This is a genomic window from Halomonas sp. WWR20 (genome assembly GCF_054602495.1).
This window is the reverse complement of sequence record NZ_JBTRHR010000003.1, coordinates 147889-169822: the sequence shown is the minus strand read 5'-3', so window position 1 is coordinate 169822 and position 21934 is coordinate 147889. Positions and strand designations below refer to the sequence as shown.

Annotated in this window: 22 protein-coding genes and 1 pseudogene; 13 read left to right on the top strand and 10 right to left on the bottom strand. The window is 56.6% G+C overall.

From position 1 onward, the window contains the following. Nucleotides 1–110 precede the first annotated feature (110 nt). The 6 genes from ACW4DH_RS07155 to ACW4DH_RS07130 all read left to right on the top strand — a co-directional run bounded on the left by ACW4DH_RS07155 (nt 111) and on the right by ACW4DH_RS07130 (nt 4911). Nucleotides 111–770: a LexA family protein gene (locus ACW4DH_RS07155; protein ID WP_459635687.1), complete on the top strand. Its 660-nt coding sequence runs from the start codon at nt 111–113 to the stop codon at nt 768–770. Between the two features lie 1424 nt (nt 771–2194). Next, a complete protein-coding gene (locus ACW4DH_RS07150) occupies nt 2195–2377 on the top strand; it encodes a hypothetical protein (protein ID WP_459635686.1) in 183 nt (60 codons plus the stop codon). Beyond that, on the top strand, nt 2374–2598 hold the full coding sequence (locus ACW4DH_RS07145) for a hypothetical protein (protein ID WP_459635685.1): 225 nt from the start codon (nt 2374–2376) through the stop codon (nt 2596–2598). The genes ACW4DH_RS07150 and ACW4DH_RS07145 overlap by 4 nt, the downstream gene beginning before the upstream one ends. Then, nucleotides 2595–2774, top strand: a complete 180-nt coding sequence (locus ACW4DH_RS07140) for a hypothetical protein (protein WP_459635684.1) — start codon at nt 2595–2597, stop codon at nt 2772–2774. Before ACW4DH_RS07145 ends, ACW4DH_RS07140 begins: the two co-directional genes overlap by 4 nt. A 71-nt stretch (nt 2775–2845) precedes the next feature. Next, entirely contained in the window at nt 2846–3916 is a 1071-nt protein-coding gene (locus ACW4DH_RS07135) for a YqaJ viral recombinase family nuclease (protein WP_459635683.1), read from the top strand. Continuing rightward, the gene (locus ACW4DH_RS07130; protein ID WP_459635682.1) at nt 3913–4911 is read left to right on the top strand and encodes a hypothetical protein; all 999 of its coding nucleotides are present in this window, start codon (nt 3913–3915) and stop codon (nt 4909–4911) included. The genes ACW4DH_RS07135 and ACW4DH_RS07130 overlap by 4 nt, the downstream gene beginning before the upstream one ends. 263 nt (nt 4912–5174) lie before the next feature. Here ACW4DH_RS07130 and ACW4DH_RS07125 read toward each other — a convergent pair whose 3' ends face one another. After that, nucleotides 5175–5489 carry a DMT family transporter gene (locus ACW4DH_RS07125; protein WP_459635681.1) on the bottom strand — a complete coding sequence of 105 codons (315 nt, stop codon included), beginning with the start codon at nt 5487–5489 and terminating at the stop codon, nt 5175–5177. A 341-nt stretch (nt 5490–5830) separates the two neighbouring features. Next, entirely contained in the window at nt 5831–7294 is a 1464-nt protein-coding gene (locus tag ACW4DH_RS07120) for a hypothetical protein (protein WP_459635680.1), read from the bottom strand. A 237-nt stretch (nt 7295–7531) separates the two neighbouring features. Here ACW4DH_RS07120 and ACW4DH_RS07115 point away from each other — a divergent pair. The 3 genes and pseudogenes from ACW4DH_RS07115 to ACW4DH_RS07105 form a co-directional block, all read left to right on the top strand. Further along, nucleotides 7532–8278 (top strand): annotated as a pseudogene (locus ACW4DH_RS07115) (DNA adenine methylase); the annotation flags it as partial. A gap of 10 nt (nt 8279–8288) precedes the next feature. Next, nucleotides 8289–9233 (top strand): recombination-associated protein RdgC, encoded by a 945-nt coding sequence (locus ACW4DH_RS07110; RefSeq protein WP_459635679.1) that lies wholly within the window; start codon nt 8289–8291, stop codon nt 9231–9233. A gap of 199 nt (nt 9234–9432) precedes the next feature. Continuing rightward, nucleotides 9433–9606 carry a hypothetical protein gene (locus tag ACW4DH_RS07105; RefSeq protein WP_459635678.1) on the top strand — a complete coding sequence of 58 codons (174 nt, stop codon included), beginning with the start codon at nt 9433–9435 and terminating at the stop codon, nt 9604–9606. Between the two features lie 138 nt (nt 9607–9744). On the opposite strand, the gene ACW4DH_RS07100 is transcribed toward ACW4DH_RS07105, so the two are convergent. Next, on the bottom strand, nt 9745–10422 hold the full coding sequence (locus ACW4DH_RS07100) for a hypothetical protein (protein ID WP_459635677.1): 678 nt from the start codon (nt 10420–10422) through the stop codon (nt 9745–9747). A 154-nt stretch (nt 10423–10576) separates the two neighbouring features. Here ACW4DH_RS07100 and ACW4DH_RS07095 point away from each other — a divergent pair, with 154 nt between their 5' ends. The 4 genes from ACW4DH_RS07095 to ACW4DH_RS07080 all read left to right on the top strand — a co-directional run bounded on the left by ACW4DH_RS07095 (nt 10577) and on the right by ACW4DH_RS07080 (nt 13156). Next, the gene (locus tag ACW4DH_RS07095) at nt 10577–10825 is read left to right on the top strand and encodes a Lar family restriction alleviation protein (protein ID WP_459635676.1); all 249 of its coding nucleotides are present in this window, start codon (nt 10577–10579) and stop codon (nt 10823–10825) included. Nucleotides 10826–10924: 99 nt separating this feature from the next. Next, on the top strand, nt 10925–11155 hold the full coding sequence (locus ACW4DH_RS07090; protein WP_459635675.1) for a DUF4224 domain-containing protein: 231 nt from the start codon (nt 10925–10927) through the stop codon (nt 11153–11155). Next, on the top strand, nt 11152–12159 hold the full coding sequence (locus tag ACW4DH_RS07085) for a tyrosine-type recombinase/integrase (RefSeq protein WP_459635674.1): 1008 nt from the start codon (nt 11152–11154) through the stop codon (nt 12157–12159). The genes ACW4DH_RS07090 and ACW4DH_RS07085 overlap by 4 nt, the downstream gene beginning before the upstream one ends. A gap of 745 nt (nt 12160–12904) precedes the next feature. After that, a complete protein-coding gene (locus tag ACW4DH_RS07080; RefSeq protein WP_459635673.1) occupies nt 12905–13156 on the top strand; it encodes a hypothetical protein in 252 nt (83 codons plus the stop codon). A 1445-nt stretch (nt 13157–14601) separates the two neighbouring features. Here ACW4DH_RS07080 and ACW4DH_RS07075 read toward each other — a convergent pair. From ACW4DH_RS07075 to ACW4DH_RS07045, 7 genes are all read right to left on the bottom strand, one after another. Next, on the bottom strand, nt 14602–15357 hold the full coding sequence (locus tag ACW4DH_RS07075) for a FadR/GntR family transcriptional regulator (protein ID WP_459635672.1): 756 nt from the start codon (nt 15355–15357) through the stop codon (nt 14602–14604). A gap of 118 nt (nt 15358–15475) precedes the next feature. After that, a complete protein-coding gene (locus tag ACW4DH_RS07070) occupies nt 15476–16273 on the bottom strand; it encodes an NAD-dependent epimerase/dehydratase family protein (RefSeq protein ID WP_459635671.1) in 798 nt (265 codons plus the stop codon). A gap of 34 nt (nt 16274–16307) precedes the next feature. Further along, nucleotides 16308–17174, bottom strand: coding sequence for an amidohydrolase family protein (locus ACW4DH_RS07065; protein WP_459635670.1), 867 nt, complete (start codon nt 17172–17174; stop codon nt 16308–16310). 2 nt (nt 17175–17176) lie between these two features. Continuing rightward, nucleotides 17177–18313, bottom strand: a complete 1137-nt coding sequence (locus ACW4DH_RS07060) for a mandelate racemase/muconate lactonizing enzyme family protein (RefSeq protein WP_459635669.1) — start codon at nt 18311–18313, stop codon at nt 17177–17179. Nucleotides 18314–18319: 6 nt separating this feature from the next. After that, on the bottom strand, nt 18320–19600 hold the full coding sequence (locus tag ACW4DH_RS07055) for a TRAP transporter large permease (RefSeq protein WP_459635668.1): 1281 nt from the start codon (nt 19598–19600) through the stop codon (nt 18320–18322). Nucleotides 19601–19604: 4 nt separating this feature from the next. After that, complete coding sequence (locus ACW4DH_RS07050; RefSeq protein WP_459635667.1) at nt 19605–20147, bottom strand: TRAP transporter small permease; 543 nt, start codon at nt 20145–20147, stop codon at nt 19605–19607. Between the two features lie 66 nt (nt 20148–20213). Further along, nucleotides 20214–21212: a TRAP transporter substrate-binding protein gene (locus ACW4DH_RS07045; RefSeq protein WP_459635666.1), complete on the bottom strand. Its 999-nt coding sequence runs from the start codon at nt 21210–21212 to the stop codon at nt 20214–20216. Nucleotides 21213–21934 lie beyond the last annotated feature (722 nt).

Here is a 21934-nt window from a genome sequence, read left to right as displayed (position 1 = left end):
GTGATAATTGCCCCTAGGTATATCACGTAATGTGTTTTCCAACAACACGATTTGTCGAGTGACTTATCACGAAACGTGGTTAGCCTAGGCGTATCAACGGGAGATACGGTATGAGCGAGACCATCGGGGACCGCATCCGAAAAGCGAGAAAAAGAATGGGGCTAACCCAGCCAGAGCTGACTGCGGCTTGCGGGTGGGATTCTCAGGGGCGCATCTCGAACTATGAGAGGGATCTACGCGAGCCAAAGCGGACCGACCTAGAGAAGCTCGCCAAGGCGCTTGATGTCAGTATGGAGTGGCTTTGGAGCGGAAAAGAAAGCACGCCCGACAAAAGACGTGAACCAACTGAAGAGAACGTCAGGCCAGGCCCCGCCTTCTTCCGCCATGTTCCCGAAATCAGTTGGGTACAGGCTGGCTGCTGGACCGAGGTGGAAGACTTCTCCTTGGATCTTTCCGATGCGCCCTATTGGCCATGTCCAGTCAGCTGCAGTGAAAACACGTTTGCGCTGCGTGTCGAGGGCGACTCCATGGCGCCCAACTTCATGCCTGGCACGCTGATCTTCATTGATCCAGAAGTGATGCCGATAAGTGGTAAGAAGGTCGTTGCCATTCTGACCGACACAAACCAAGCCACTTTCAAGCAATACATTGAGGACGGGGGCCAAAAGATGCTTAAGGCCATGAATCCTAACTGGCCACAGCAGTACGTTCCCATCAACGGCAACTGTCGGATCATTGGCACGGTGATCTTTGCCGGGATGGAGATGTAACCCCGCTGCGCAGGGCGGGAATGATCACAACGCAAGGGAACAGTAAAATGTTAAAACGACTCGCTCTTACCACCGCTTTGAGCTTGGTGACTGCCGGCACTGCCTACGCTGGCTGCACCGGAACAGGTAATTACCAGCGCTGCTACGATGCCCAGTCAGGCAATAGCTACAACATCCAGCAGAATGGCAGCACCACTCGTATGCGTGGCAACAACTTTGACACCGGCTCGACTTGGAGCCAGACCAGTCGCGATTATGGGAGCTTCACCCGCCATAGCGGTGTCTCAGCCGATGGAGAGGCTTGGAGTTCGACGACTCGCAATTCCGGTAGCGATAACTCGTATTCTGGTGACGGCATTACCGGTCGGGGCATGAGTAATTGCGGCATTGCTGGGTGTGACTGATGGGTCAGAAAAAGAGCACTCCCGTTTGGGTCATGATCGCAGTTGCTGTCTTCATAATTGGTTTCGGCATTCCTTCTAGCAAAAAGTGCGGCGAAGCTACCTGGGTAAACTCCCGCCTTATCTTTACGGTTGCTGACTGGGTGATTCCAAGCTTCGATATCTGTAAATAGCCCGCCTATAGCAAACACAACCCGCCATCCGGCGGGTTTTTTGTGCCTGCCTGAAAATTCTTTCCCTTCCCTATCAAAGCGATATCACACCCAAAAGAAGAAATATCACTTTTCGTGTTGACTTAAAAAACACGATGCGTGATATTTGCATCACGGCAGCAACACGCCAGGCCTTTAAGGCCACCGCTCTTTAAGAATTCGAGATCCCCGGGTGCACGGGTAAATGCATCCACTCACAAGCTGAGTGCTTTCGGGAGCCCCAAGCGGGGCATCAGGAACATGCCGCGAGGCTAGACCCTGGTGCAGTTTGGCGACTGGCAGTAGCGAAGCCACCCGAATGAAGACCGATCGGGGTCAGTACCGATAGAGATATTCAGCTGAGGCGATGCGTGCCGTGGCTCTCGGGCGCACGGAGTAACCATCCATCGCCATCCTCACCATCTGTGCCCAAACCAGCCAGGGCAAGAAGTCGGACTGTACGGATGGTGTTGTATATGCCCGATGACGGCGCAGCGATGCGATTAGCTGTGCCAGCAGGGAAGTCCGCAGCCCAACCGACGATGAGACTGGATCGTCTGCAATCGCAAGCGGATGTGAAGGCGCGGGAACTGCGCGAGTGCCACCAATGCCCCGCCCCTGGGCTGAGAATACGGGGGCATCGGGAAGGGCTGAATGCGCAGGCTGATGCGCGAGCGAAGTTACCCCGGGCGCTTGTTCCAGCGGACGTATCGCGAACTGGAATATGCCGGAGATCAGCACCGGCCAGCCTTTCCCGATACCGGCAAGCAGTCTGTATCGATCGTGTTCCCTGCCCCTCCCCGAGGGGCTTTTTTCATTCCGGAGCCCAGCCATGAAACGAAACGAACTTCACCGCAGCGCCGACATTGCCCGCTTCCGGCTGGGCGTCCACTGCGCTGCTCCGCTCTTTTTCGCGCAGGACAACAACGTGCGCCGCATGCGCTACGAAGCGCGGCGGGATCTTCACGACCACCACGGCGAAGCGTCCCCACTCGAACTCTGGAGGGCGTCATGACCAAGCCAAAGGTTACCGAAGCCCACGTCATTCAGCTCAACGCCCTCGCCCAGGCGCGTCGTCGCATCGACGAGCAGCAACACACGATTCGTCGGATGAAAGGCCGCTACGAAGAGCTGCTTCACGCTGCCGAGCAAGTCTGCAACGCCCCGCTACGCAGTTCGGGTACGGCAGTGCGGGTGCTTGAGCGAGCCATCGAACGAGTACGGGAGGTGTCATGAACCAGGTCGAACAGATTCTCGAAGACGTGATTCACGGCCACGGCGAAGCCGCCGAGCGGTTTGCGGAGTACGCAGCCGGCGAAGCGATGGCTGCATTTCTGGCCACCGATGAAGGTGTTCGATTCGCCCGCTCATGGGCCGAACAGCAGATAGAGGAAGCCAAAGAAGCGGCATGAAAAAAGCCCTTACCTGCTGGAACAGATGAGGGCTCGGGTCTTTCACGAATAAAGCAAATGGAGCATACCCCATGTTTCTCGATGAAGCGAAGGCCGAGCTGCGCGGCAGTGGCCGCATCAGCACGCTCAGCATGGACCAAGACGTCTGGCTGCAACTGCGCGGCCTGGGCATCGGGGCCAGTGAAGCCGCGGCCGCGATCGGCATCAGCGAACACCGCACGCCTTATGAGATAGCCGAGCGCAAGCTGGGGCTGGCCCAGGACGACGACGAGGCCAACTATCGCCGCAACCTGAAGATGGCGATGGGTCATGTGATGGAGCCGGTGACCGCCGCCCGCTTCGCCGAGGCGACCGGGCTCAATGTCCAGAACTATAACGCCATGGTGTGCCACCGTGACCACACCTGGATGATGGCCAACATCGACCGGCGTGTGGTTGGTGTCACCGATGGCCAGGCCGCTTGGCTGGAGATGATCTTCGGCCAGGCAGTGAAGGGTCCCGGCGTGATCGAGCTGAAAAACGTCGAGTTTGCCCAGGGCTGGGGCAAGCCCGACAACGTCCACGCCACCGCGGGGTTGTGCACCTCTGGCGAGGTGCCGGAAGACTACTTCGTCCAGGTACAGCACCAACTGGCCGTGATGAATTACGAGTGGGGATTTCTGGTGGTGACCATCGCCGGCTGGGAAACCCGCTGGTACCCGATCCTGCGCGACGATGCGCTGATCGCCGACATCATCGAGCTCGAGGGTGAACTCTGGGCGGGCATCGAGCGCGGAGAACTGCCCGATATCGACGTCGAGCATCCCAAGGCGATCGAACTTCTGCAGCGCCTCTACCCCGGCACCGATGGCAGCGTGATCCCTCTCGATGAGCTTGAGCACTGGAAGCGTGTCGAGGAAGACGCCAAGGCCGAGATCAAGGAGCTGGAGACCACCGCCAAGACGGCCCGGGCCCGGATCCTCAAGGCAATGGGCAACGCCGCCGTGGGTGCGTTCGCCGATGGCACCTGCTACCGCCGCAAGAAGGTGGAGCGTAAGGGCTACGAGGTACAGCCCTCCTCTTACATCGATTGCCGCGTGGCCAAGCTCAACAAGGCCGAGCGCGAGCAACTGGAATCCAACGACCAAGGAGAAGCCGCATGACTACCCAGACCGCTACAGCCGTCCAGCAGCAAGATATCCAAGAGCCCGAGTTCAACGCCCCGGCACAAGCCAATAGCGTGGAGCTGGCCAGCAACGAAGTGCGCAATCAATTCATGAAGGCGATGACACCACGCAGCTTCGATGACGTGTGGCGCATGTCCACCATGATCGCCGACAGCGACTTGGCTCCCAAGGACTACAAGGGCAAGCCGGGCAACGTGATGATCGCCTGGCAGACCGGTGTCGAGCTGGGCATCACCAGCCCCCTGCAGGCCATCCAGAACATCGCCGTGATCAACGGGCGCCCGACCATCTGGGGCGACATGATGCTCGCCATTTGTCGTGCGGCCCCGGCCTGGTCGGAAGCCGACTTCGCCGAGTGGATCGAGGGCGAAGGCATGGAGATGACAGCGCACTGCACGGTACGTCGCCGGCCCAACGGCAACGTGGCCCACTACACCTTCAGCGCTCAGGACGCCAAGGATGCCAGCCTACTCGGCAAGCAAGGCCCCTGGCAGCAGTACAAGAAACGCATGCTGCAGATGCGTGCTCGCGCCTTCGCCCTGCGTGACACATTCACGCCCGAGCTGAAAGGCATCCGGATGGCCGAGGAAGAGCGCGACATCACGCCCGAGGCCAATGCCCAGCCTACCAATCAGGCCCAGCAATCACCGCAGCAGCGTGCGGGTACTGCCGGTAAGGTGGGCAGCAAGCTCGCCGAGCAGCGTGCCAAGCGCCAAACCCGCCAAGTCTACGAGGCTACAGTCGAGCAGCAGCAGGCCGAACAGCCCGAAGCCCAGCCAGAGCCTACCGGAGAGGTCACCTGCGCCATGGTCTGCGAGCAGATCAAGAAGGCGACAACGCCCGACGATATGCGCCACGCCCAAGAGCTGATCGGGCTGCTGGACGAAGGTGACCGCGCCCCTGCCGTCGATGCTTACAGCGTCCGCCTGAAACAGCTCAAAGGCGCTGCAGAGAAGACTCAGCCCGAATAGCCGACATCCCGCCGTTACCCTGAGCAGCTAGCCCCGGTGGGGCGCGGTGGGTGGTTTACGCAGTACGAATAACCGGATAGCAGCCAACGATTCTGCCGTCCTCCACGCGCTACCCGCCGTTGCAGCGGCGGATGGGCGTACCGCGAATGCGGGAGGCAGGAGGCGCTGGCCGTCGCCGCACGTCACGCGGCTCTCATTCATAGGCCCTGCCAGCCCGGCGGGGCCTGCTGAGGGAGGCTTCAAGGACCCCGCCTCTGTCTTGGTCAGGTAGCAGCTTTCATCGTAATGATGCCAGCGACAATCAGCAGGGCAGCAATAATGCGCAGTGGTGATATGGCTTCACCCAAGAACCAGACGCCGACGGCAAAGGCGCCCACGGCACCAATGCCAGTCCAGATCATGTAGGCCGTCCCAAGCGGCATGCTTCGCATCGCAATCGCCAGCAAGCCGAATGATACAACCATCGCAACCAACATTACTGCTGTAGGCAGCAGGCGTGTGAACCCCTGGGATTGCTTCATTGCAAGCGCCCAGACGACTTCTAGCAGCCCAGCCAAACCGAGAATTATCCAAGACATAGAAGACCCTTTTAGTCTCTCGGGTCGTCCCGAAGTTTATGCTCTGTATGAGGGAAGGTCGTCCTCCCAGGCCGGGAGTATAGGAGCATCTTTATTCAGGGCAAGCTTCGCTGTCATCGCCGCCATGCTCGCGGCGACAGCCCAGGAATGGTCGCTCCCTGCCCCTCCCTCATGCCGCCTCGCGCCGGGGAGTGAAGCAGCACCAGCGGGCGGTGGCGAGGCGTAAGGGCCGGCGCAGGGCGAAGCGGCTCAATCATTATTAATGATAAGCGCTACAGCAATTACTTGAACTTTTACATTCTGGCCTAGACGGAGAGTACATTCGATTTCCGGATGGTAATTTAATTATTAATAAGCTTGGCAGCCCTGAGGCTCTCACGTATACGGTGCGCCTCAACAACGAGAGTTAAGTATTGATCCTTCCGCAGTGGTCTCGAATGGAATATAGCGTTTCTGGTTAGGCTTACTCTATGCATTGAGCTCACTATATCTTCTCTGCTGAAAAATACATTCTCAAATTCACCTTTCCACATTTTCTTTAGCTGGATTAGCTTCAGGAGGTCCATAAAGTCAGCATAGTGAATAAGATCTAAAACCGGCTCATTCGCTTGGCGACAGATATCTCTTCTTTCCTTACATTTCGATAGCACGTCGCCCGGAGCTAATTGATGGAAAGGAACACCGATTTTACCTGCTACGAGACACACCGCATGGCGTAAACTTAATTCTAGATGAGTAACAATCGGGCCAGCCTCGGGATAAAACTGAGCACTTTTATCACCATCACTTATTCCATTTATTGACTTAATATCTGGTAGCTTTAACTGAAACCCCGCAGTTATAACGACTTCGCTGTAACTATCCTCTTGGAAAGCTGTTAGGCTTTCATTAAAACCGAATAACGGCTCATCACTGGGCTCATCGACATATCCTTCGTCGTTCTCAGGCCGGCCCAGCTCTTCGTTGACAAGGTCGCTAACTAAGCTTGAGAACGGCGATTCAAAGTCTAGTGCCTCATGCAACCGAGACAAATGCGCAAACCCAACCAACGATCTAGTGGGGCTTGTATCTAGCCAGTCTAGATGAAGGCGCCCTACCTGGTTTGTTAAGGTTTCTCTCCAATTGCTTTGTAGCGAGAAACCTGCAGCAGCGTTCAATGGTGTAATAATGTCAGCCAAACTTTGGCTGGCAGACTGAAATCCATTAATACTATCTGCAATTGAACGGCTTATATTATTATGCCCAAAGGCTAGCTCATCAAACCTGGCGAGATCGGACACTGTGCTAGATGGAAATTCATTTACTTCACGCAAGTATTTTACCAGTGACGATTCTTCAATCTCTCTAATGTGCTGAGCAATGGGTGTTTCGTTCATCATGCGCAACTGCTGCATGAGCGGCGACTCTTCGAGTTCCCGCAGATGCTTCATTACTGGAGACTCTTCGAATTCCCGCAGGCTCTTCATTACTGACGACTCTTCGAATTCCCGCAGGCTCTTCATTACTGACGACTCTTCGAATTCCCGCAAGCTCTTCATTACTGGTGATTCTTCAAATTCACGTAAGTGCTGCACTAAGGGTGATTCGGCCATTTTTTCAATTTCTTGAATTGATGATAACTCAGGGAGCGACCCTACATGCCTATCAATTGGAGAATCATAAAGGGACGATATTTTATCGAAGCTATCGAGTGATTGCCCCTTGTAATTATGTCCACAGCACTGGCAGATGCCGTCAATGTTTTCAGCGCCAAGGACCGGCGTGTTTACTGTGCTGCCACAGACGGGGCAAAGGTATTCGCTCATGTGTGTCTCCCGTAATTTTAATTGCCTGCTCAACACCAAAGATATTGATCACGACTGAGACTAGCAACAATTAGCTACATTCTTCTTCATTCCCCCGCTGTAAGGCGGCCCCTAAGGAAGCTCTGTCTAATGAATTACCCCGTCATGCGCTACCACGGCGGCAAGTTCCGCATCGCACCGTGGGTGATGTCACATTTCCCCGATGCCCGCGAGTACGACACCTAAGTTGAACCTTTCGGTGGCGCCGCGGGCGTGCTGCTGCAGAAGCCGCGCAGTGAGTACGAGGTCTACAACGATCTTGACGATGACGTCGTGAATGTCTTCCAGGTGCTGCGGGATCCTTGGAATGCTCAGCGTCTGGCCAAGCTTTGCCGCCTGACCCCGTTTGCCCGTGAGGAATTCGAGCTGGCGTACGAGCACACCAACGACAAGGTCGAGCGCGCCCGGCGCACCCTGTTTCGGGCGGCGGCTGGCTTTGGCAGCGCCGCGGCGACGAAAGGCCGTAGCGGTTTCCGCAACTTCTCGAATCCCGACGTACGTGCCGATCATCCAGCAGGTGCCTGGTTACGCCATGCCGATACCATCCCGGCATTCGTCGAGCGTCTCCGTGGCGTGATTATCGAGAATCGGCCGGCAATCGAGGTCATGCGCAAGCACGACCGGCAGCGCTGCCTGCACTTCGTAGACCCACCCTATCTCAAGAGCACCCGCACTGCGGGCGGTGGACGCTACTACCGGCACGAAATGACCGACGACCAGCACCGGGAACTGCTCGCCGCCGTTACGCAACTTGAGGGCTTCGTGGTGATCGCTGGCTATGACAGCGAACTCTACCGCGAGGCGTTGGAAGGCTGGGGCATATCGATGCGTCAGGTAGCGGCTTCGGGGCAGCGTGGATCGGTCACCCGCACGGAGTCCTTATGGCTATCCCCTCGCGTCGTCGCCTCACAACGACAGTCCGACATGTTTGCTATCGCTCAATAAGGAACAGCCCATGTGGTTCAAAACCCTACACCTGTACCGGCTTCACTCTGATGCCGTCGCTCTGCCCCTGCTGGAAAGCGCCCTGCCTGAGATGGCTTTCCGCCCTGTTGGCCCCACCGAATCCCGGCGCATAGGTTGGGCGCCGCCTGCAGGGCGAGGCAGCGAGCAGCTGGTGCATGAGTTGAACGGCCAGCGGTTGCTGACCGCGCTGCGCCAGGAGCGCCTGCTGCCCGGAACAGTGGTAAAGGATGAAGTCGAGGATCGCGCTGCCGAAAAGGAATCCACGCTGGGGAGGCCGCTGTATCGAGCCGAAAAGCAGGCCCTCAAGGAGCAGGTCTACGAAGAATTCCTGCCCCGCGCCTTCACCCGCACCCAGCGCCTGGACGTGTGGTGGGACACGACACACGGACTGATCGCCGTCAACGCCACGAGCCGCAAGCGAGCCGAGGATGTGCTGGATCTGCTGCGCCAGACACTGGGCAGCCTCAAGGTCACGCCACTGGCGACCAAGACGCTGCCGAGCCGAGCCATGACGGAGTGGCTACGGGATCCCGGCACTCGCCCGGCATGGTTGGAGGTGGGTACTCAGGCGATGTTCACGGCGCCGGCCGGCGACGAGGGCGCGATTACCGCCAAGCAAGTGGATCTGCATGGTGGCGAGGTGCAGGCCTGCCTCGGTGCCGGGCGCCAGGCGGCCCGCATGGCCATGCATATTGATGAGCAAGTGTCGCTGGTACTACACGACGATCTCACCCTCAAGTCGCTGCGGTTCAGCGATGCGCTCCTCGACGAGGCCAGCCAGGCCGATGATGGCGACGATCCGGTACTACGCGTGGAGACGGATTTCGTGCTGATGGCCGGGGCCCTGGGCAGCGCTGTTGATCTATTGATCGAGGGGCTGGGTGGCGAAGCGGATCCGGAGTTGCCGCAACAGAATAAGCCGCAGGCAGCATAACCAACAGCAAGGCGAGAAGATTCCCATCAGCCTCCTTTTGCCCTCCCTCCGTAGCGATTACGCCCAAAGGACAATGGATTACCTATCCATAGCAGGCAAACTGTAAATAAAAACCAAAATTACAATATATTTACAAAGCGCAGGGAAATGCTATGGAACAGGATGGTTCAAGGTTTCTGCATGGCCGCGAGGTGCAGAAATGAAACGGTTAATTGTGCTAGGCCTTTTACTCGCCGCCGCCGCAGGCCTGTATTTGTTTTTTCTACCTTCCTCCGAGCCTGAAAGTGCTGACGATCTGAAGCGCTGGAACATGCAGGATGAAATACAGAAAGCCTCGGATAATGAACGCAACCCTTGGAAGCGTGACTACTAGACAAAGTATAGAGAAGGCAACGAAACAGGAGGCATCATGAGCGAACTGCATCACATGCGACCGCGCCCGCTCGGCGTGGTAGCTGATCGCGCCTCTGTACCAAACGGGCAATCCTATAATCAAAAGGCTGGCGAACGATTATGCGTGTGATGAGCCAGATCCCACCATGAACTTGCGCAGCCGCTTGCGATGTATGATTGAAGTAAGCTGTCTCGTTTCCACTGACATCGGAGTCACAGCATATCCATGTTCGCTGTCTACAAGTTTGAAACTACGCTCTGCGCCGACCGGATTTCCTTTCGGACCATGAATCGCAACCAGATGTATGGTGAGGGAGAGAAATCTTAGTTCTCCTTTAGGGCGATGGCCACTCATCTCAATAGCTTTCTCACGAGCCATACGCTTAGCTAGAGTATTGAAGGAATCGAGATATAAGGAGCTGTCCGAATCGAGCGGGCCTTGCCGGATACTCCTTTTATCCTGTTCCGCTGACTCGCTGCGGCTCTTGTACTCTTTTGCATCTTCGTCATCCTCGCTATTTGGACTGAACCCAGTTACATCAATAAACAGGGGACCTTCCGAGGTCTGCAACTCAGCAGTAATGGCATCGACGTAGATTGTTTCGCTGCTCATGTTGCTTATAACAAACCGTGAGAGATGATCTTCTGCCTTGCCGTAACCAATAACTATCTGAGGGCGCCATTGACTGCGAAGCCCTGCATACATCAGCAAGAGAAAAATCAGACGAACAAGCACGATGCTACCCGTGGTGATGACGATAATCACCGTTGAATGTTGTGAAATCCAATTAAACATTGCTTATTATCGCCTCTATACCGGTGCATAGTGCCCTGTCAGGCATGTACGACTGGCCTGTGTTGAGCGTTACATGCGGGCCAACTTTTCAGACAAAACGTAGCGCCCTTTGAAGAAGCGCGCCAGTGGACCCGACAGATAGAGGCGATGGCACATGAGTGAGCTTAAGCACTGCCCGATGTGTGGCAGCACCAGCGTGAAGTATATCAACAGCGGCGGCGCCCATAACGTCGAATGTGTCGTTTGCGGTATCGGGACGGCCCTTTACGGTCCTCATGTGCCACGCCATGAAGTCATCGCTGTATGGAATCGGCGAGCCGAAGCATCCGTCGATACTGAACCCGAGGAACTACCCGAAAACGTGGTGACGTTCACCTCGATCAGGGGCTTCAGGCCCGAATAGCTTTACCCAGTTTTCATACCAGAACAGCGCCGCCCTCGAGGCGGCTTTTTTGTGCCCGGCCCTGCCGGGGCCTGTCAGATCATCCAGCAGGAGGACATCATGGCAACGGAGCCTCTCTTTTTGAGCCCCGAAGAACTGGAGCAACTCACCGGGCGCAAGCGTGGCAAGGAGCAGCGCGAAACACTCGACACGCTCGGCATCCGCTGGAAGGTGAATGCTGCCGGCGACACATTGGTCGGGAGGCGTCACGTCGAGGAGGTGTTCTGTGGCGCTCCAGCCCAGATCAGCGAGAGGAAGAAACCTAATTTCGGAGCACTAGCAGGAACATGAGCAAGCTCGGCATCCCACGCATTTACTGGAAGGATGGCGCCTGGCGCTACAAGTGCAACCCCCGTCAGGCCAAGCTTATCGGTAAAACCTGGGTAAAGCTGGGCACGACAGAGCAAGAGGCCCGGGAAGAGTTCGAACGTTGGGAGACCCGATTATTCCCCAAGGCTGGAATGGGAAGGCTCTTCGATCGCTATGAAGCGGAAGTTATTCCGCACAAGGAGAGTGAGGCGACAAGGAAGTCGAACCTTGATGAGCTCAAGCGGCTGCGCCTGGTATTCGGCGAATGCGAGCCTGAGGACATTACCGTGCACGACGTCTATGCCTATCTAGATGCACGCGGCAAGCAATCCCGCACTCAGGCCAATCATGAGCTATCCCTGCTCAAGCATATCTTCAAATTCGCCCAGCGCTGGGGAGTGTACGACCACAACCCGGCCGCCCCGGTCGAGAAGCTCAAGGTAGCGCCGCGGGATCGTTACGTGACGGATGGCGAGTTCGCAACTTTCCTCAAGTACACCACGCCTTGGGTACGGCACTACGCCATGTTCAAGTACATCACCGGGCTGCGGCAGAGGGATATCCTCAGCTTACGGCTCGACCAGCTTCTGCCCGATGGCATCGTGATGCGCGCTAGCAAGACGCGTAAGCAGTTTGTCATCCCCTGGACAGAACAGCTGCGCCGGATCGTCGCCTGGGTGAAGGCTCAGAATAAGCGTCAGGGGCCGACTCTGTTCTGCGACCGCAACGGAAACGCCTACAATAAGGACTCGTTTCACACGCGCTGGCAATGGGGCATGCGCAAGGCCATGAATGAAGGTGGTCTGAAGGAGCGCTTCACCGAGCACGATTTACGCGCCAAGCATGCGACTGACGCCGAACGCCAAGGCATCGATGTTACTACCAACCTGCAGCACTCCGATGCACGCACTACGCAGATTTACATTCGCCAGAAGCAGGTGCTCTCGGTTACTGCGCTGGAGCTGGAAGGTGGTGATTTCCTATAACCGCAGCGGCCGCAAACCTTGCCCTTACCTGCCCAAAGTCCATCCCTATAACGCAATAACGTTATAGAGCCGCCACATATCTTGTTGTTTTCCTTATAGATTCCCCCCTTCTCTCTTCCGGTCTTGAAAACCGGCAAGGGTTAATGCCCTTCCAGGGTTCGAATCCCTGTCCCTCCGCCACAATACGAAGGGGAATCAGTCACTTGGCTGATTCCCCTTCTTCGTTTCTGCCTACAAAAACCCCTTTTCTATAACATCCATAAAGCTCACCGTTATAGAACCTTTCCCCAAGCCAACGCCTGAACACCTGTTTTTAGGCCAAAGCATTGATCTTCCTACGCCCTCTGCGCTATCCCATTCCGTTGAATTTTTCGGATCACTTTAACGCTTGTCCTTCTCCGCATCTCCTTTTACGGCACTGTATAAAACGATTCTCTCTGTCCATGCGCCATGGCTTATAGACGGACCGGTCATTGCCGGTCAGGGTAAGATGATCCGGTATCGCTTGGCGCGCTTGCGTATCGTGGCCTTACTCGGACCATGGCAGTCTGAAAGCTGACGCAGCGGGACATGATCAGTGCGATATTCTTCCTCGATCATCCCCCAATCGACTCGTGCTGCCGTAAGGTTTTCGGACGTCTCTCGGTGTGCAGCCTCGTGTAGGGGCAGGCGTTTCACGATGTGCCGCGAAACAGTTGGGCTACGCTGTAGCGGTAGCCATGCAAAGGAGTTAAAGGAGACCTACATGCATAAGCTTGATCTCACCCAGGAAGAGCGCGATTACATGGGCGAGCTACGAATGCTCACTACCGACAGCCAGGACAATGAAGTTATTGTCGGGCTCAGCAGAGACGAGTCAACGCGCTATATCGAAAGCAACCGCGTTTTTCTGGCGGGTGATGGTGGCAACCTCGATATCAATGATTACATGGCACTTCAGGAAAAACATGAGCGTGCTCGCATGGGAGCCATTAAGTCCGGGTCGAGACAGGGCTGAATCCTGTATTGACAGAATGGGCGGCGCCTCACGGCGTGGCCCTTCCGCCTACGGGGATTCGGTGACTCCTGATCCGATCCAGAAGTCCTTGCCTTTGACGTTTTAGGTGGCCTCCTCAATGAAGCACCATCAATGTACCCACCCACGCCCAGGGCCATCGGATCCCAGAGCCGCTCGGGAAGATCCAGCGCCAGGGCGCTGCCGAGCTTCGCCCGACTAATTCCTGTGCTTCGATCAGCGTCAGACTCGCGCCATCGCCTTCTCGAGTAATTGCCGCTATCCCAGGGATTCCGAGCCATCAATTGACCCCATCTCAACGTTCTACCCAGTGCGACCTTTTTAGGTAGACGAAAGCATGGGCCGCTCTGGACGCATAGCGACAAGTTCGGCGTGTAAGCTGATGCATACAATTGGAAACGCAGGAAAATAGAAAATGAAACGTGTCGTGTCATGGGGCCTATTAATCTTGGCAATGGCTGGACTGTATTGCCTCCTGTACCTAGGGGAGTCGGAAGCCGAAAAAGATGATCCATGGGCATCGTGGGATATGCAGCAGGAAATCCAAAACGCTTCGGATACTGAGCGTAATCCTTGGAAGCGTGATTATTAGACAAAATACTTAGCCCGCCATGTTACAATTCAGGCAATTTTTTCTAGCAATAAAGCAATCAACCAATTGTGGAAGTCTTGACCTGTCCGCCACATGCCGTGGGCAACGAAACAACAGGAGACCCCTTGCGCTAACCACCACCCGATGTAACGTAGCGGCGTCTCCACACCCCATACCGTGCGAGCTCAACGCTCAGCGCCACGTAAGAGGCTTCCCAATGAGCGGTGCCCTTCCTGATGCGGCCAAGCCGTCTGTATCGATAACGGCATAAAGCTTCGGCCTCCATTGCGATAAGCGCTTTTCACACGGCAGTGGCACTCGCGCCGAGTGTCGCTCTTTTGCTGCAGTACGCGTTTGAGTAACCCGAGCTGAAAGTCAGACTCCGGATCAGTGAACTTGACCATGACACGTACCACCTCGCGGCGGATCAATCCGTGAATGTAATCGTTGTAGGTTATGATGAAAGCATAGCAGTGCTCGCAGAAAAGCTTATCGGTAGGGGCTGGTTCGCCTGTCCAGTATGCCAATTGGTGGCAACCGGGACACTCTACTTGTCGGGACATGTTGAACATACGGCCTCCTACCTAAGGGTGGCGGGACAGTATGAGATTAGTACTCCTTCAATGAATAAAGCATGAAAGTTTCTTATCAAATTATTTCTAAAACAGTGTTCTAGATAAACATGTCCCCGTAATCCCCAAACCAAGGGCTTGAGCCGCTATCGACACCGCCCGCCCCGAACAGGCTATAGAGCTGTATCGAAATGAAGAATCAGGCGTGGCAATCCCTGCTGCGCCTGATGTCCTTATTCGGCTGTCGCCGTTGGCGGCTTACTTCATGATTCCTGGTATTTCGCGTACATGTTCCTCGCCCGGTTCAAGTGTTGAAACATCATTTCCTTGGCGGTAGCGGCATCCCGCGCCAATATAGCCTCAAGAATATAAGTATGTTCCTGCTGCACTCTGTCGAGGTATTTATCCGTCGCCGTGGTATTGATTTCCACGCTCATCAGCTTGGCGCGGGGAATGACACCCTGGCTCAACTGCTCGTAGAATGCCTTGAAAAAAGGATTTTTGGTCGCTGCGGCTATAGCATAGTGAAATTCGTAATCCTCAACGCGCGCCTGTGATTTCTCGGCACGGGCCCGGATGAACGAGGCATGCTTCTCCTGCAGTACACTTCGGTCTTCATCATCGTGACGCTGGGCCGCCAACTCCGCCGCCGCTGGCTCCAGATTCAGACGTAGCTCGAGAACATGCAGAATATCCTCGACCGTGGTAGGGGAAATGCGCTTTGCCGGCATAGCTTCTATAATCGTCGTGCGAATGACCGTCGTACCCACGCCGCGCCGGGTCTCTACCAGGCCGAGGGACTTGAGGTGGGTGATCGCTTCGCGGATGACCGTGCGACTCACGCCGAAGGCGTCACACAAGCCATTCTCGGTTGGCAACTTCTGGCCGACCGAAATGCTACCGCCGGTAATCAGGCTTTCCAACTGGTCGGCGACGTGCAATGAAAGGCTGCCCTCACGGGAAATTTTCTGTACGTTCAAATGTGCCATGTTTGCCAACGTATCGGGCTTACCATTCATAACTGTTCCTAACCAGTTGGCCAATTGCATAGTCCTTGCCTGCTCATGGTGGCAAGAATAAGTGTCGCCTCTTTAACCAAGCCATCCTATCAGATGAAGGCTTTTATAAACCGCTGTTTCAATCGTCAGGATGACCGAAAGTCGCAAACGGCCCTCCCTGATAAATTACCGCTGGGTCTTGGGGATCGATGCCCGGTGCAGCCTCTTCAACCTCTTCGCGCCAGGGCTCGGAGCTGTCCTTGGGGACCCAGCCCAAAAACGATGCCTTGCTGTTGTCCCACCACTGCTCGGCGTTGTTCGAGGCGCCGTAGACGACGGTATAACCCAGCTTCGGCGCAGAGAAGGTGCGCAGCGCCAGGCCGACGAAGTCCTCGCCGCTCAACCAGATCGCTAGCTTGCGGGTATCGGTCGGCTTGGGGTGACACCAGCCGATGCGCACACTCAGAGTCTCGATGCCGAACTTATGGTAGTAGAGGCAGGCCAGATCCTCGCCGAAGCACTTCGAGACGCCATAGATCGAGTCGGGACGATGCGGGACCTGGGTATCGAGCTTCTGCGTGCGCTCGTAATAGCCCGTCGTATGGTTGGAACTGGCGAAGATGATGCGCGGCTTGCCATGATGCCGGGCCGCCTCGTACAGGTTGTAGGTGCCGATGATGTTGGCCTGAAGAATGCTGTTCCAGGGCTTCTCCAGCGAGACGCCACCTAGATGAATGATGGCATCGCAGCCTTCCACCAGCGAACTGACGGCCTGGGCGTCCGCCAAGTCGCACGTCACCAGCTCTTCATGGCTGGCCGCCTCGCCCAGATCGCTGATATCCGAAAGGCGCACCTGCTTTGCTAGCGTTGCGAGTTGCGGCCGGATGAGACGCCCCATCCCGCCAGCGGCACCGGTTACCAGAAGCTGATTGATCATGTGTTCCTCCTTCGTTCATGGTCATAAACCAAAATCAGTCGAACCCGTACAGACGCACCGGATTATCGACGAGAATCTTTCTATGCACGTCGGGCCCGGCCCATTGCAGTAGCACATCGAGCTGTTCAGCATCGTCGGGGTATTGCTCGCGCGACACACCGACGTGCGGCCAGTTGGAGCCCCAGATGATGCGCTCGGGGGCATGCGCGATGACCCGCTTGGCGATCGCCCCGATATCCGCGTAGCCAGGGCCGCCGGTCTGGCTGGCTTCATAGCCGGCGCAGATCTTGAACCAGGCATTGCCGCGATCGAGCAACCTCAGAATCTCGTCGACCCGGGCATCGTCCGCCGGTACCGGCGGCATGAACTTGCCGATGTGGTCGATGATGTATTCGCCTTCGATACGCCGCAGGTCGTCGAGATAGTCATTCAGCTTGCAGCCGTTGAACTGCACCATCAGGTGCCAGCCCAGTGGGCGGATCTGCTGCTCGACGGCCAGCATTTCATCGTTGGTGACCGCGCCGCCCGGCAGGTTCATGATCCGCGCCCCGCGCACGCCCTTGGCGTGCCAGGCCTGTAGGTCGCTGGCCGGGGTATCGGGGGTCACCGCAGCAACGCCGCGTGCGGCTTGCGTACCCAGTTGATCGAGCGCCACGAGCAAGGCGCTGTTGTCACGCTGGTAGGCATTGGGTTGGGTAACGACGACACGCTCCAGGCCCAGGCGCCGCTGTAACCGACGGTAGTCCTCCACTGTAGCGAGTTCGGCAATCGCTGGTCCGCCGGGCTGCGCTTCGAAGCCCGGCAGATAGATATGAATATGGCAATCGGTCGCCCCCGGCGGTACCTTCAGCACAGGAGCCGGCCCATCGAGGGGACGAGTGTTGGCGGGGATATCTGTCACGCTCATGTCTCCTTCAGTGCGTGTTGTCGTAACGCATCGCGATCGATTTCGATACCCAGGCCCGGTCCATCGGGAATGGCTACGACACCACCGTCATGCTCCAGCGGCGTCTTGACTACGGCCTGGCGAAACGGGTTATGGGTGCGGTCGAATTCCAGGATCGGCTCGATGGGTTCGCGGCGCGGCGGGTTCGGCGGCAAGGCCGCCATGACCTGCAGGCTGGCTGCGATGCAGACCGCCGTACCCCACACATGCGGCACCAGACGAATACCGAACATCGCCGCCATATCAATGACACGGCGCATCTCGGTAAACCCGCCGATACCGCAGACATCGGGCTGGGCGATGTCCACCGCCCGCGTCGACAACGGCTCGAGCATGGCGTAGCGGCCATGCCAGTTCTCGCCGCTGGCTACCGGGATGGGCTGGCCGGCACGCACGGCGTGATAGGTACCGATCTGCTCGGGCAATACCGGCTCCTCGAACCAATCGATACCGTAGGGCTGCGCCCGCTTGCCGACCTTGAGTGCCTCGAGCAGGTCATAGCCATGATTGGCATCTATCATCAATCGCCGTTCGGGGCCGATCGCCTCGCGCACGGCGGCGATCACACGCAGATCTTCCTCGACGTCGAAGCCGATCTTGATCTTGACGCCATGGAAGCCTTCGCGGGCATAGCCGGCGACCTCCTCGGCGACATCCTGAACGCGATCGACGCCTTCGCGTCGGAAGGAGCCAGTGGCGTAGGCACGCACACTATGGCGAAAACGCCCACCCAACAGTTCGGAGACGGAGGCCCCGTAGTGTTTCCCCTTGATGTCCCACAGCGCGATATCGATACCGCTCAGGGCAGTGATCGTCAGGCCACGCTGCCCCTGGTCGCGAAGACGGTTATAGAGTTCCAGCCAGAGTTTCTCGGTTTCTAGTGGGTTGCGCCCGAGCAACCCGGCGGCGTAGGTCTCGACGACGGCGGCATTCGGCTTGGCCGGGCCCAGGCATTCGCCCCAGCCCACCGTGCCGTCGTCGCAGACGATCTCGACCAGGCAGTGCTGGCGCCGCTCGAAGCGCATCGAGGCACTCTCGAAGGCGGAATCCAGAGCATGATCGAGAATATGGGTCTTTACGGTGTCGATTTTCATGGCGCCCTAGTCAATCAGGTTGGGAAGCGTCATCGAGATAGCGGGCACGTAAGTGACCAACATCAGCACGACGAACAGGGCCAGGTAGAATGGCCAGATTGTGCGCACCGTCTGTTCGATTTTGATCTTGCCGATTACGCTGCCAACGAACAGACAGGCCCCGACGGGCGGCGTGCACAGGCCAATGCCCAGGTTCATCATCATGATGATGCCGAACTGGATCGGGTCCATCCCGAACTGCATGGCCACCGGTAGGAAGATCGGTGTGCAGATCAGGATCAGTGCCGCCATGTCCATGATCATCCCCAGCCCGAGCAGCAGGACGTTCAGTAGCAGCAAGATCACCAAGGGGTTGTCGGACAGGTGAAGCAATGATTCAGTCAATAGCTCCGGCACGCTGTACAGCGCCAGCAGATAGGAGAAGGCCGAGGCGCAACCCACCAGAATCATCACCAGCGCCGTGGTCCGCACGGACTGGTAGACCGCCTTCTTGAAAGGCTCCCAGCGCAGCTGACGATAGACCAGCGCCGTGACGACGATGGCATAGATAGCGCCGAAGGCGCCCGACTCGGTCACGGTCAGAATGCCCGAAAGCACCCCACCGACGATGATTACCGCCGTCATCAGGCCCGGCAAGGCGGCCGCGAAGCTAACGATCAGCGCATGCCATCCGGGAAACGTCTCCCCGGCATAACCACGTTTGACCGCTACCAGATAGACGGCGACGGCCAGCGCCAGACACATCAGTACACCCGGCACGATCCCGGCCATGAAAAGCTTGGTGACCGAGATGCCGCCACCGGCGGCTACGGCATACAGAATCATGTTGTGGCTCGGTGGAATGACCACCCCGGCAATGGAAGAAGTGACAGTGACATTGACTGCGTAGTCAGCGTCATAACCTTTTTCTTTCATCACGGGAATGAGGATCGAGCCCAGCGCCGACACATCGGCCACGGCGGATCCCGATATACCGCCGAACAGCATCGATGAGCTGACGTTGACCATCCCCAGCCCACCACGGATGCGGCCCACGGCCGCAGACGCCAGCTTGACCAGGCGATCCGAGATGCCGCCATGCAGCATCAGCTCGCCGGCAAAGATGAAGAACGGTATCGCCAGCAGCGAGAACACCGAGATGCCCGAGAGGATACGTTGAAAGGCAACGAACAGCGGCAGGCCCTCGTATAGGAAAGCCCCGACGGCGGCCAAGCCGACAGCGAAAGCGACCGGCGCCCCCACGATGAGCCCCAGGAAGAACAGGCCAAAGAGTATGGTCAGCCCCATCGCGTTATCTCCTTCCTAAAGTCGTTCTGATCGCACGTTCGATGACATTGACGCTGGAGAACAGAATCATGAGGACTCCGCAGATCATCAGTGGGGCAGCGCGCCAACTTTCGGAAAGACCGATCATGGGAATGGCTCGATCGATGTTGTCAATCACCATGATCCACCCCTGCCAGGCCATGAATCCCCCGAAGACGATGACGAAAAGATCCGCGATGTAGCGCATGATTTCGCGGGGCAGCCCAGGCAGGCCTTCACGGATGAAATTGATGCTGAGATGGCTGTTGTTGCGCACTCCGGCAGCAGCGCCGAGGCAGGTGATGTACACGACGATGACCAGCGAGGATTGCTCCACCCATGTCGGTGTATCGTTCAGTACATAACGTCCGAAGACGAGCCAGCCGAAGGACAGGATAAGGAAAACCAGCAACACTCCCGAAACGACGATGCAAAGCTGAGCAAGCCCATCCAGCACACTGTCCAGCCTCGTCCGAGCCGGCCCCTGCGCTTCACTCTGGTCACTTAGTTGGTCGGAATAGGAACTCACGGTGTGATCCTTTTCGAAACACCCTTGTACCGTTGCTGGTACAAGGATGTTCGTTTCGCGCAAGGGTTATTGTGCTGCCTGGATATCGTTGACCAGCGTCTCTAGCTGCGGGTGTGCTTCGACGAACTCCGCATAGATGGGCTGCATTTTCTCCTGGAAGGCGGACTTGTCAGCGACTTCGTTGATCTTCACATCCTCGGAAAGCACCTTTTCACGGCTTTCCTTGGAGCGCTCGGCCCACAGCTGACGCTGTTCCTCGGCTGCAGCGACAGCCGCCTGCCGGACAATCTCCTGGTCCTGCTCAGAGAGGTCGTCCCAACTGGACTTGGCGATACACAGGCACTCCGGCAGGATCAAGTGCTCGGTCAGGGAATAGTAAGGAGCGATTTCGAAGTGGTTGCTTGATTCATAGGAGGGGTAATTGTTCTCTGCCCCATCGAGTACGCCGGTCTTGAGCGACTGGTAGACTTCTCCATAAGACATCGGCGTGGCATTGCCGCCCATCGCATCGATCATATCGACGTAGAGGTCGTTGTTCATGACGCGGACTTTCAGCCCCTCGACATCCGCGGGAGTTTCTACGGGACGCTGCGTGTTGTAGAGGCTGCGTGCCCCCGAATCGAACCAGGACAGAGCGATCAGGTCCTTCTCGGCCAGCGCATCGGCGAAACGTTGGCCGATCTCGCCGTCCATGACCTGGTGCATGGCATCGACGCTCTTGAAGATGAACGGCAGCGATAGCACGTTGGTTTCCGGCACGATCGGTCCCATCGGGCCCATGTTGAAATTGGCGAAGTCCAACGCCCCATTGCGGGTCTGCTGGATGGCATCCGGCTGATCACCGAGTACTGCGTTGTGATATATCTTGGGCTCGACACGCCCTTCCGTCTTTTCGGCCACTTCCTTGGCGAAACTCCCCAGAGCAATGGAGTTGGGGTAACCCGGCGGGTGAATGTTCCAGCCGCGCCATTGGTCAGCCTGAACAGGCAGGGCAAGTGCCACCAGCGCCCCCGCTGAAGCGATTTTCATGATTTTTACGAGATTCAGGCGTGTTGTTTTTTTCATGACATGCCTCCCTTTGAGAAAATTGTCTTTATAATTCTAATGTCGGTCTGCTTACCGAGTTGCTATGCTCTCTGGCATTACTGACCGTGCAATCTTTACAGTTATGCAGAGTTATCAAGACATTAAGGCGCCCATGCACGACTCAAACCGAACGAATAACGCCTCCATATTTGTCATACATCATATGTATAGCACAATAGGAAGCATCTGAATCGACCTCGAACTTCGACAATGGTATATAGAGCAAGGGCCATCTTTGCATAAACCTTACTAACTTATTGATTTCTTTTATTTAGCAATATGAAGTTACCTAGCCAGTCCATCAGAGTTAAAACCGACACGGAGTTAACCGTGCCGGCGTCCCTAGCGCTGGATTATTCGTGTTACCATTATAAATTTTCTTCAGGTCCAACGGATCGCTTTCTTGAACGCATCGGACCGCAGACCGTCCGGCACGATACATCTACTATCTGCTGACTACCTGCCCTCTTGCACTGCATGTTGGCCTGCCGCAGGCAAGGATGAACTGCCTCACTAAAGAGACCTTGCGTACATCGGTGCGAATAATATTCGCCAATCAGCATCTTTGCTAATAACGTTTGATTTATTCATTTGTATGATGTAATACATTATAGCAGAGAGGGTTGCTTTTAACCGTATCAAGGCTTGCTTCTAGCGATGACACCGTTCCATTAACTGGCGCTATCGGACTAGCCGCGCCT

What these genes read in the sequence shown, in the direction of transcription:
- ACW4DH_RS07120 (WP_459635680.1), bottom strand. Translation starts at nt 7,294, where the DNA reads ATGAGCGAATACCTTTGCCCCGTCTGTGGCAGCACAGTAAACACGCCG.
- ACW4DH_RS07055 (WP_459635668.1), bottom strand. Translation starts at nt 19,600, where the DNA reads ATGGGGCTGACCATACTCTTTGGCCTGTTCTTCCTGGGGCTCATCGTG.
- ACW4DH_RS07145 (WP_459635685.1), top strand. Translation starts at nt 2,374, where the DNA reads ATGACCAAGCCAAAGGTTACCGAAGCCCACGTCATTCAGCTCAACGCC.
- ACW4DH_RS07060 (WP_459635669.1), bottom strand. Translation starts at nt 18,313, where the DNA reads ATGAAAATCGACACCGTAAAGACCCATATTCTCGATCATGCTCTGGAT.
- ACW4DH_RS07135 (WP_459635683.1), top strand. Translation starts at nt 2,846, where the DNA reads ATGTTTCTCGATGAAGCGAAGGCCGAGCTGCGCGGCAGTGGCCGCATC.
- ACW4DH_RS07045 (WP_459635666.1), bottom strand. Translation starts at nt 21,212, where the DNA reads ATGAAAAAAACAACACGCCTGAATCTCGTAAAAATCATGAAAATCGCT.
- ACW4DH_RS07155 (WP_459635687.1), top strand. Translation starts at nt 111, where the DNA reads ATGAGCGAGACCATCGGGGACCGCATCCGAAAAGCGAGAAAAAGAATG.
- ACW4DH_RS07070 (WP_459635671.1), bottom strand. Translation starts at nt 16,273, where the DNA reads ATGATCAATCAGCTTCTGGTAACCGGTGCCGCTGGCGGGATGGGGCGT.
- ACW4DH_RS07080 (WP_459635673.1), top strand. Translation starts at nt 12,905, where the DNA reads ATGCATAAGCTTGATCTCACCCAGGAAGAGCGCGATTACATGGGCGAG.
- ACW4DH_RS07140 (WP_459635684.1), top strand. Translation starts at nt 2,595, where the DNA reads ATGAACCAGGTCGAACAGATTCTCGAAGACGTGATTCACGGCCACGGC.
- ACW4DH_RS07075 (WP_459635672.1), bottom strand. Translation starts at nt 15,357, where the DNA reads ATGAATGGTAAGCCCGATACGTTGGCAAACATGGCACATTTGAACGTA.
- ACW4DH_RS07150 (WP_459635686.1), top strand. Translation starts at nt 2,195, where the DNA reads ATGAAACGAAACGAACTTCACCGCAGCGCCGACATTGCCCGCTTCCGG.
- ACW4DH_RS07130 (WP_459635682.1), top strand. Translation starts at nt 3,913, where the DNA reads ATGACTACCCAGACCGCTACAGCCGTCCAGCAGCAAGATATCCAAGAG.
- ACW4DH_RS07105 (WP_459635678.1), top strand. Translation starts at nt 9,433, where the DNA reads ATGAAACGGTTAATTGTGCTAGGCCTTTTACTCGCCGCCGCCGCAGGC.
- ACW4DH_RS07085 (WP_459635674.1), top strand. Translation starts at nt 11,152, where the DNA reads ATGAGCAAGCTCGGCATCCCACGCATTTACTGGAAGGATGGCGCCTGG.
- ACW4DH_RS07090 (WP_459635675.1), top strand. Translation starts at nt 10,925, where the DNA reads ATGGCAACGGAGCCTCTCTTTTTGAGCCCCGAAGAACTGGAGCAACTC.
- ACW4DH_RS07125 (WP_459635681.1), bottom strand. Translation starts at nt 5,489, where the DNA reads ATGTCTTGGATAATTCTCGGTTTGGCTGGGCTGCTAGAAGTCGTCTGG.
- ACW4DH_RS07100 (WP_459635677.1), bottom strand. Translation starts at nt 10,422, where the DNA reads ATGTTTAATTGGATTTCACAACATTCAACGGTGATTATCGTCATCACC.
- ACW4DH_RS07095 (WP_459635676.1), top strand. Translation starts at nt 10,577, where the DNA reads ATGAGTGAGCTTAAGCACTGCCCGATGTGTGGCAGCACCAGCGTGAAG.
- ACW4DH_RS07110 (WP_459635679.1), top strand. Translation starts at nt 8,289, where the DNA reads ATGTGGTTCAAAACCCTACACCTGTACCGGCTTCACTCTGATGCCGTC.